Source organism: Sphingomonas sp. (genome assembly GCF_035490575.1).
In the GTDB taxonomy this organism is placed as follows: Bacteria; Pseudomonadota; Alphaproteobacteria; order Sphingomonadales; family Sphingomonadaceae; genus Sphingomonas.
In genome coordinates, this window is the sequence record NZ_DATJLI010000115.1 from 1 (window position 1) to 8,246 (window position 8,246).

Annotated in this window: 9 protein-coding genes; 1 reads left to right on the forward strand and 8 read right to left on the reverse strand. The window is 67.0% G+C overall.

The window, feature by feature from the left end; genetic code table 11:
- Window positions 1–122 precede the first annotated feature (122 nt).
- From VL973_RS08725 to VL973_RS08760, 8 genes are all read right to left on the reverse strand, one after another.
- Window positions 123–950, reverse strand: coding sequence for a lysophospholipid acyltransferase family protein (locus tag VL973_RS08725; RefSeq protein WP_325283641.1), 828 nt, complete (start codon window positions 948–950; stop codon window positions 123–125).
- Between the two features lie 32 nt (window positions 951–982).
- Window positions 983–1,405, reverse strand: a complete 423-nt coding sequence (locus VL973_RS08730) for a Fur family transcriptional regulator (protein WP_325283635.1) — start codon at window positions 1,403–1,405, stop codon at window positions 983–985.
- Between the two features lie 80 nt (window positions 1,406–1,485).
- Window positions 1,486–1,899, reverse strand: coding sequence for a Ros/MucR family transcriptional regulator (locus VL973_RS08735; protein ID WP_325283636.1), 414 nt, complete (start codon window positions 1,897–1,899; stop codon window positions 1,486–1,488).
- A 101-nt stretch (window positions 1,900–2,000) separates the two neighbouring features.
- Window positions 2,001–2,474 (reverse strand): GNAT family N-acetyltransferase, encoded by a 474-nt coding sequence (locus tag VL973_RS08740; protein ID WP_325283642.1) that lies wholly within the window; start codon window positions 2,472–2,474, stop codon window positions 2,001–2,003.
- A 5-nt stretch (window positions 2,475–2,479) separates the two neighbouring features.
- Window positions 2,480–3,097, reverse strand: coding sequence for a tRNA (adenosine(37)-N6)-threonylcarbamoyltransferase complex dimerization subunit type 1 TsaB (gene tsaB, locus VL973_RS08745; RefSeq protein ID WP_325283637.1), 618 nt, complete (start codon window positions 3,095–3,097; stop codon window positions 2,480–2,482).
- A 4-nt stretch (window positions 3,098–3,101) separates the two neighbouring features.
- Entirely contained in the window at window positions 3,102–3,695 is a 594-nt protein-coding gene (locus VL973_RS08750) for a malonic semialdehyde reductase (protein WP_325283638.1), read from the reverse strand.
- A gap of 29 nt (window positions 3,696–3,724) precedes the next feature.
- Window positions 3,725–4,300, reverse strand: coding sequence for a NifU family protein (locus VL973_RS08755; protein WP_325283643.1), 576 nt, complete (start codon window positions 4,298–4,300; stop codon window positions 3,725–3,727).
- Between the two features lie 79 nt (window positions 4,301–4,379).
- Window positions 4,380–5,111, reverse strand: coding sequence for an aspartyl/asparaginyl beta-hydroxylase domain-containing protein (locus VL973_RS08760; RefSeq protein ID WP_325283639.1), 732 nt, complete (start codon window positions 5,109–5,111; stop codon window positions 4,380–4,382).
- Between the two features lie 154 nt (window positions 5,112–5,265).
- Here VL973_RS08760 and VL973_RS08765 point away from each other — a divergent pair.
- On the forward strand, window positions 5,266–8,246 hold a 2,981-nt coding region (locus tag VL973_RS08765), incomplete at its 3' end, for a M16 family metallopeptidase (RefSeq protein ID WP_325283640.1).

Genomic DNA, 8,246 nt, shown 5'->3' on the forward strand with positions numbered 1-8,246 from the left:
GGCCATCAATTCGCCCATGCGCTCGCCGTCATAGACATTCATCTGACAGCCGAACGACTTGACGTGAAAGGTTTTGGGATTGGTCTTCATCGCCGCGCCTATAGCGTTGGTGCCCGCCCGCGTCACGCCGCCGGGCGACGGTCCGCCCACCAGTCATGGCCGATGAATGGTTCCAGCGGGCCGCCGGTGCGAACGCGGAACGCCTCCTCGATGCGGCGGCGCGCTTCGGCGGCGATGGCCTTGCGGCCCGGATAGTCGCGCGGGTGGAACGGGTCGAGGAACACGCATCGCACGGCAAAGCTGCCCGCGCGGGCGAGCACCCGCACGGCATTGTCGCGCCCGCCCTCATCCCCGATCCACGCCAGGTCACGCCCGCGCGCGTCATAGATCAGCAACACCGGCTGAACGAGCACGCCCGGCGGCGGGGGGTCGAGCACTGCCAGCAGCGGCGACTTGAACGGCAGCAGCGACTGGCCGTCGGTGGTCGTTCCCTCCGGGAAAACCGTCACCGACCAGTTATCGGCGAATGCCTCGCGAAGCTGATTGATCTGGTCAGCGACTTTCATCCGCTGCTCACGCGAGACATAGACGGTGCGGTTCAGCCCGGCCAGCCAGCCCACCAGCGGTGCGCGTTCCAGTTCGGCCTTGGCGACAAAGGCCGAGCCGCTGGTGCCCGCAATGGCAAGGATGTCGATCCAGCTTACATGATTGGCGACATAGAACACATCGCGCTTGAGCGGCGTGCCGATCCGCGTGACGCGCGCACCCGCGATCCGCCCGACAGTGCCCAGGAACAGGCGCGGCCAAGGCGACGACAGGCGCAGCAACCGAAACAGATAATGCAGCGGCACCGCAACCAGCGCCGCCAGCACCATCATCGCGACGCGAACCGAAAGCCGCAGCCGCTGGGCGGCGTTCAACGGTGAAGGTTGTCCCGCCGCCGCGCGCATCCGGCGTTCATGCGCGTGGTCGGCGCGGTCGCTCACGGCTTGCGGTCGAGCGCGACGCCGTAGAGTTCCATGCGGTGGTCGACCAGGCGAAAGCCCAGCCGTTCCGCAATCTGCTTTTGCAGCAGCTCCAGTTCGGGATCGACGAACTCGATCACCTTGCCCGTCTCGACATCGATCAGATGGTCGTGATGTGCCTCTGGCGCGGGTTCGTAACGCGCGCGGCCGTCGCCGAAATCATGGCGGTCGAGGATGCCCGCCTCCTCGAACAGGCGCACCGTGCGGTAAACGGTCGCGATCGAGATGCCGGGATCGATCGCCGATGCGCGCGCATAGACCTTTTCAACGTCGGGATGGTCTTCCGCTTCGGACAGGACACGGGCGATGACACGCCGCTGTTCGGTAATCCGCAGGCCCTTTTCGTGGCACAGCGCTTCAAGGTCGATCTTGCGAGGCATGGCGCCGATGTAATCGCACTTTCACCGCGTGGGAAGGCCCGCATCGAGCGCGGCGGACGCGCCCGATGCGGGGTCGGTGTTCAGCGCTTGCCGCGCTTTGTGCCCAGGCCGATCTTCTTGGCCAGGCTGCGGCGCTGTTCGGCATAATTGGGCGCGACCATCGGATAGTCGGCGGGCAGGTTCCACTTGGCGCGATATTGTTCGGGCGTCATCTGATAATGGGTCATCAGGTGGCGCTTGAGCATTTTGAGCTTCTTGCCGTCTTCAAGACAGACGATGTAGTCCGGCTTGATCGACGCGCGAATGGATACGGCGGGTTCCTGCTTGACTTCCGGTTCAGGCGTGGCGCCACCAAGGCCCACAAGCGCGCCGTGCACATTCTGGATGAGCAGCGGAAGATCCGACACCGCAACACTGTTGTTGCTGACATGCGCCGCGACGATATCCGCGGTCAATGTGACCAGCGTTTCCTGAAGCTCATTCTGATTATTCATGATTTTATCCTTTCGACCCGGAGTGCGCTCGACAAGGCGCTGCGTCCAGCCTGCCCTATCGTCGCATTGTCCCTGCATTTCAAGTCGAAAGGGCAAAGTTCCTAACCTGTGGAAATAACCAGACTGTAGGTATGGGCATCGAATACATTGCCGGACGCGCCACGATAATAATTCCTGCGAATCCCGATCTTTTCAAAACCTTCGCCGCGATACAGCGCCGCCGCGTCATTTCCCGCCCGCACCTCAAGATGCAGAATACGTGCATTGCGGTCACGTGCATCGCGCACGACGCCGCGTAATAGGCCCGCGCCCACCCCGCGGCGACGGAACGCGGGCCGCACGCCAAGCAGCAGCAGTTCCGCTTCGTCCACGGTGGCACGCGCCAGGGCGAAGCCCGCGGGTTCGCCATCAACCTCCGCCAACGTCAGCCAGACGCCGGGGAGCGTCAGCACGCCCAGACACTGCGCCGTGGTCCAGGCCTCGCCGAAATCGGGGTCGAATGCATCGGCCATCATGACCGCGACGAGTTTGAGTTCGGCGGCGCCGCCGGGGCGCAGCGTCACCGCACGAACCATCGTGCTCAACGCGCCCCCGGCAATTTGGCATCCGGCGCGCGACCATAGATCGGCGTGGGCGCCAACGCCGCCACATCGCCCGGCAACAGCACGATATCGGCGGCGCGGGGATGGCGCTGTTCGATCGATCGGCCCTGCCGGTCCAGATGGCGGACGCCGTCGCCGACGATCAGCAGGTCGCTGGGCAGCATCGCCAGCGCTGCATCGGGCGTCAGCGACGCAAAGGTGCCGTGCGGGCGAAGCGGGCGGTCGAAGCGTTGCACGAAGACTTCACCGTGCCCCCCTTCCATGACGACCGCAAGGGCGCCGGCGTCGATCCGGTCGGCAAAGGCACGCGCCGCGACCAGCGGCAGCACGCTGAATCCCGTGACCGGCACACTCCATCCCAGCCCAAGGCCGCGCGCGGCGGCCAGCCCGACCCGGATGCCGGTGAAACTGCCCGGCCCGCAATCGACGCGGATCGCATCGGCGCGCCCGCCGGCCGCCAGCTCGGCAATCATCGGCAACAGGCGCTCGGCATGACCGCGGCCCACGACTTCGTGGCGTGCATCCACAATCTGGCCGCCGTCCAGCAGCGCGACCGAACAGGCAGCGGTCGCCGTTTCGATGACCAGGGTTCGCAAAGGATCAGCCGATGCGGTTGAAGGTCTCGAACTCAGGGCGCGGGCTGCGATCAAAGATCGTGTCCGCGTCGCCCTTGCCCAGCGTCGAGATGAAATTGACCTTCACCTTGGGCTCGTCGGCGAAGAAGGCGGCGTTGACCTTGTTGGCGTTAAAGCCCGACATCGGCCCCGTATCCCAGCCCAGCGCCCGCGCGGCGATAATGAAATAGGCGCCTTGCAACGTCGAATTGCGGAACGCGCTTTCGCGTCGGGCCGCTTCGCTGCCGGTGAACCAGCTTTTCGCATCGGTGTGCGGGAACAGCCAAGGCAACTGCTCGTGAAAATCCTCGTCCATGCCGATCACGACGGCGGCGGGCGCCTTGCGGATCTTGTCGGCATTGGTGTCGCTCGCGCACGCCGCCAGTTTCTCGCGTCCCGCGTCGTCGAGCAGCCAGACAAAGCGCGCGGGCTGCTGGTTGGCCGAGGTCGGTCCCATCTTGATGAGGTCATAGATGGCGCGCACGTCCGCTTGCGTTACAGGCTTGTCGAGGTAGCCGTTATAGGTGCGCGCGGCGCGGAAAATGGTGTCGAGCGCGGCGGCATCGATCGGCTGGCCCATATTGATCCCCTGTTTTTACGTGATGCCGGTCAGACGGCGCGAACCTCGGTCACTTCGGGAACGTAATATTTCAGCAGCTGCTCGATCCCCTGCTTGAGCGTCGCGGTCGAGGACGGGCAGCCCGAACACGCACCCTGCATCTGCAGATAGACCTTGCCCTCATCAAAGCCGCGATAAACGATGTCGCCACCGTCGTTGGCGACCGCCGGGCGCACGCGCGTGTCGATCAGTTCGCGGATCTGCGCGACGATATCGGCATCCTCGGGGTTTTCGGCGAATTCCGGCGTGTCGGACGGCACCGAGATGCCCGCGGCGCTGCCGGCCTTGAACAGCGGCATGTCGGCCGAGAAATGATCGAGCAGGATGCCCAGCACATCGGGTTTCAGTCCGGGCCAGTCGACGCCCGGCGCGGCGGTCACGCTGATGAAGTCGCGGCCAAAGAACACGCCGGTCACATCGCCCAGGTTGAACAGCGCCTCCGCCAGCGGCGACGCTTCGGCTTCCTCCGGGGTCGCGAAATCGCGCGTGCCGGCGGTCATCACCGCGCGTCCGGGCAGGAACTTCATGGTCGCAGGATTGGGCGTTGTTTCGGTTTCGATCAGCATGGTTGCCATGTGGCCGCGACGGGGCGTCGGATCAAGAGCGGGGGATCAAGAGCGGGGGATCAAGGGCGCGCGGCGGCGTTCAGATATGCATCCGGCCGATCGCGGCGGCCCAGCGGCGCGGTTCGGCGCGGGCATGGCGCACCCGTGGCGATCGCCGCACCAGCCCCATGAGCAGATCGGCCAGCCATTTGCCCGGTTGCGCCAGCGGCCGTTCGAACTGGATCGACAGGATGATGCCGGGGTCGGCGGCATCGTTCCAGGCTTCGTGATCGTAAGTATCGTCGAACACCAGCGTCTCCCCCTCGGCCCAGCGGACGATGCGGTCGCCGACCCGCATCCGGGCGTCGCCATCGCGCGGGACGACCAGCGCCAGATGACAGGTAATCAGCCCCTTGGTCACGCCGCGATGCGGCGGAACATGCGCGCCGGGCGCCAGCGTGGCGAAGAACGCGGTCTTGAGGCCCGGCACCCCGGCCAATGCCGCTGCGGTGCGCGGACAGCGCGCCAGATTGTCCACCACCGGATACCCGCAGCCATGCAGGCAGAACGCCTCTGCCCCGCTGCCATCGCGCACGACGGCCCGGGCTTCGTCGCGAATGGCCGTCCATTCGTGGCGCAAGGCCCCGGTCCAGGGAAAACCGCGCATGTCGAGCAGCGGCTGGTTGGGCACCAGCGACGAACCGCCGATCAGCCGGTCGGACAGCGGACACAGGCGCCGCGCGACGCGGGTGGCGGCGCCGCGCCGCGGAGACGGCGGCACCGGTGCCGTGCGGTCGGAGGCAGGTGGGGTCGAGCGGGGCAGGTTGAGCACGAAACACCGGGTCGTTGGCTGAGCGAGACGGGCACCGCTGGCCCGGTAACTGGTTGCGGCTAGGGGCGATTCGGGTCCAAAACATGGCAGCGGCGGCCCCGATTGCGGCAGCGCATGGCTGGCGGGGCGCGGTAAAGGGCGCTAGCGTTATGCGATGAACCCCCTTTTCCGTTCGCGCCTGTTGGCGATCGGCGCGGTCGCGCTGGCCGCTGCTTTCCCCGCCAGCGGTCGCCAGACCCCGGCGCCCCCGCCCGCCAGTCCGCAACAGGCGGCACCGCCGCCGCGTTCGGTTGCGCCCACCGTCATTCCGGTCATGGAATCGGGTCCGGTCCAGACCGCCGACGAACCATGGCTCTACAAGGGCAGCGACATAACGCCCGACCCGGCGTGGCGTTTCGGCACGCTGTCCAACGGCGTGCGCTATGCCGTGCGCCGCAACGGCGTGCCGCCGGGGCAGGTGGCCATCCGGGTGCGGATCGATGCGGGTTCGCTGATGGAGCGCGACGACGAGCGTGGCTTTGCCCATCTGATCGAACATCTGAGCTTTCGCGGGTCGCGTTACGTGCCCGACGGCGAATCCAAGCGGCTGTGGCAGCGGCTGGGCGTCACCTTTGGTTCGGATTCGAACGCCAGCACCACCTTTACGCAGACGGTCTACAAGCTCGACCTGCCCGCCGCGACGCCGCAGGGGCTGGACGAAAGCATGAAAGTGCTGTCGGGCATGATCGCCGAACCGGCCCTGACCCCGGCGGCGCTGACGGCCGAACGCCCCGTCGTGCTGGCCGAACAGCGCGAGCGGCTAAGCCCCCAGATGCGCGTGGCCGATGCGACGCGCAGCCTGTTCTTCGCCGGGCAGCCGCTGGCCGAACGCTCGCCGATCGGCACGGTCGAGACGCTGAACGCCGCGACCGCCGATGCCGTGGCGGCGTTCCACCGCCGCTGGTATCGGCCCGAGCGCACCACCATCGTCATCGCCGGTGACGTCGATCCCGCTGTGCTCGAGGCGATGGTGCAACGGCATTTCAGCGCCTGGGCGGTGCAGGAACCGGCAACCCCGACGCCCGATTTCGGCAAGCCGCAGGCCGACGCGCCCGCCAGCGCGGTCACGGTCGAGGCGTCGCTGCCGCCGGTCGTCAGCATGGCGATCCTTCGGCCCTGGAGCATCACCGCCGATACCGTGCTGTTCAATCAGGAACGGATGATCGACCAGATCGCCGTGCGGATCATCAATCGCCGCCTCGAATCGCGGGCGCGCGGCGGCGGCAGTTTCATCACCGCCAATGCCGATCTTCAGGACGTGGCGCGTTCGGCCAATCTGACCGCCGTGACGATCGTGCCGGTGGGCGACGATTGGGAAACCGCGGTGCGCGACGTGCGTGCCACCATCGCCGATGCCATGCTCAATCCGCCCACTCAGCGCGAGATCGACCGGGAAGTGGCCGAGATCGACGCCGCGATGAAGAACGCCGTCGACACTAGCCAGGTCGAGGCGGGTGCGATCCAGGCCGAAGAAATCGTGCAGGCAGTCGATATCCGCGAAACCGCCGCCTCCGCCGAAGGCTCGCTCGGCATCTTTCGCGGCGCCGTCGAGAAGAAGTTCTTCACGCCCGCGCGCGTGCTGGCGGCGACCAAGAAGATATTCGAGGGCGAACGCCGCGCCATCGTCAATTCGCGCGCGCCCGATGCGGGCACGCAGGCCCGGCTGGCGGCCGTGCTGGACGAGGATGTGTCGAGGCTGGCGACGGCGCGCGCCAAGGCCAAGGACATTGATTTCGGCGACCTGCCCCGACTGGGTTCGCCCGGCAAGGTGGTGTCGCGCGAAACCGTCGTCGTCGATCCCGGTATCGAGCAGGCCGACTTTGCCAATGGTGTCAAGTTGCTGGTGTTTCCCAACGAATCGGAGACCAGCAAGGTCTATGTCCGCGTCCGCTTTGGCGCGGGCCTGCGCGGGCTGCCCGCCGACCGGGTGACGCCGGTCTGGGCGGGGGATCTGGCGCTGGTGCCGTCGGGTATCGGCAAGTTCGGGCAGGAGGAAATCGACCGGCTGACCAGCGGGCGCCAGATCAGCATCGATTTTGCCACCGACGACGACGCCTTCATGTTCGGCGCGCTGACCACGCCCGCCGATCTGGCCGACCAGTTGAAGCTGATCGCCGCCAAGCTCGCCGCGCCCGGCTGGGACCCCAATCCGGTGGCGCGCGCGCGCGCTGTGATGCTGGCGGGCTATGACACGTTCGACAGTTCGCCCGACGGCGTGATCGGCCGTGACCTCGAAAAGCTGATGCACGCGGGCGATGCGCGCTGGGGCGTGCCCCCGCGCGAAGCGGTCGAGGCGCTGGATGCTGCGGCGTTCCGCGCGTTCTGGGAACCGATCCTCGCCAGCGGCCCGATCGAGGTGCAGGTTTATGGCGACGTGCAGGCCGATGCCGTGGTCCAGGCGGTCGCCGCGTCGTTCGGCGCGATGAAGCCGCGCCCGGCAGCCGCGCTGTCGGGACCAGCGCCCGGTTTTCCCGCCCATAACGACAAGCCGGTTGTGCGAACGCATGAAGGCCAGCCGAATCAGGCCGCCGCCGTGATCGTGTGGCCGACCGCGGGCGGCAGCGACGCAATCTCGGAAAGCCGGCGGCTGGAAGTGCTGGCGGCGGTGTTCCGCGACCGGCTGTTCGACCGGCTGCGTAGCCAGGCGGGGGTCAGCTATACCCCCAATGTCATCAACGACTGGCCAGTAGGAATGCCCGGTGGCGGGCGGCTGGTGGCGATCGGGCAGGTGCCGCCCGACAAAACCGACTTCTTCTTCCAGCTCGCGCGCGAGATCGCCGCCGATCTGGTGACGACGCCGGTGGCCGAGGACGAACTGCGTCGCGCGCAATTGCCCGTCGCACAGAACTGGATCCGCATGTCGAGCGGCAACACGTTCTGGATGATGCAGACGGGCGGCGGCACGCGCGATCCCAAAAGGCTGGCGGGGATTGCGACGTTGCCACAGGATCTGGGCCGCATGGCGCCTGCCGAGCTTCAGGCGCTGGCGGCAAAATATCTTAGGCCGGAGCGCGACTGGACGATGGCGGTAGTGCCGTCGGACAAGGTGCTGGCGCAATCGGCGCCGGCCGCGCCCGTGGCCGCTGCCACAGGACG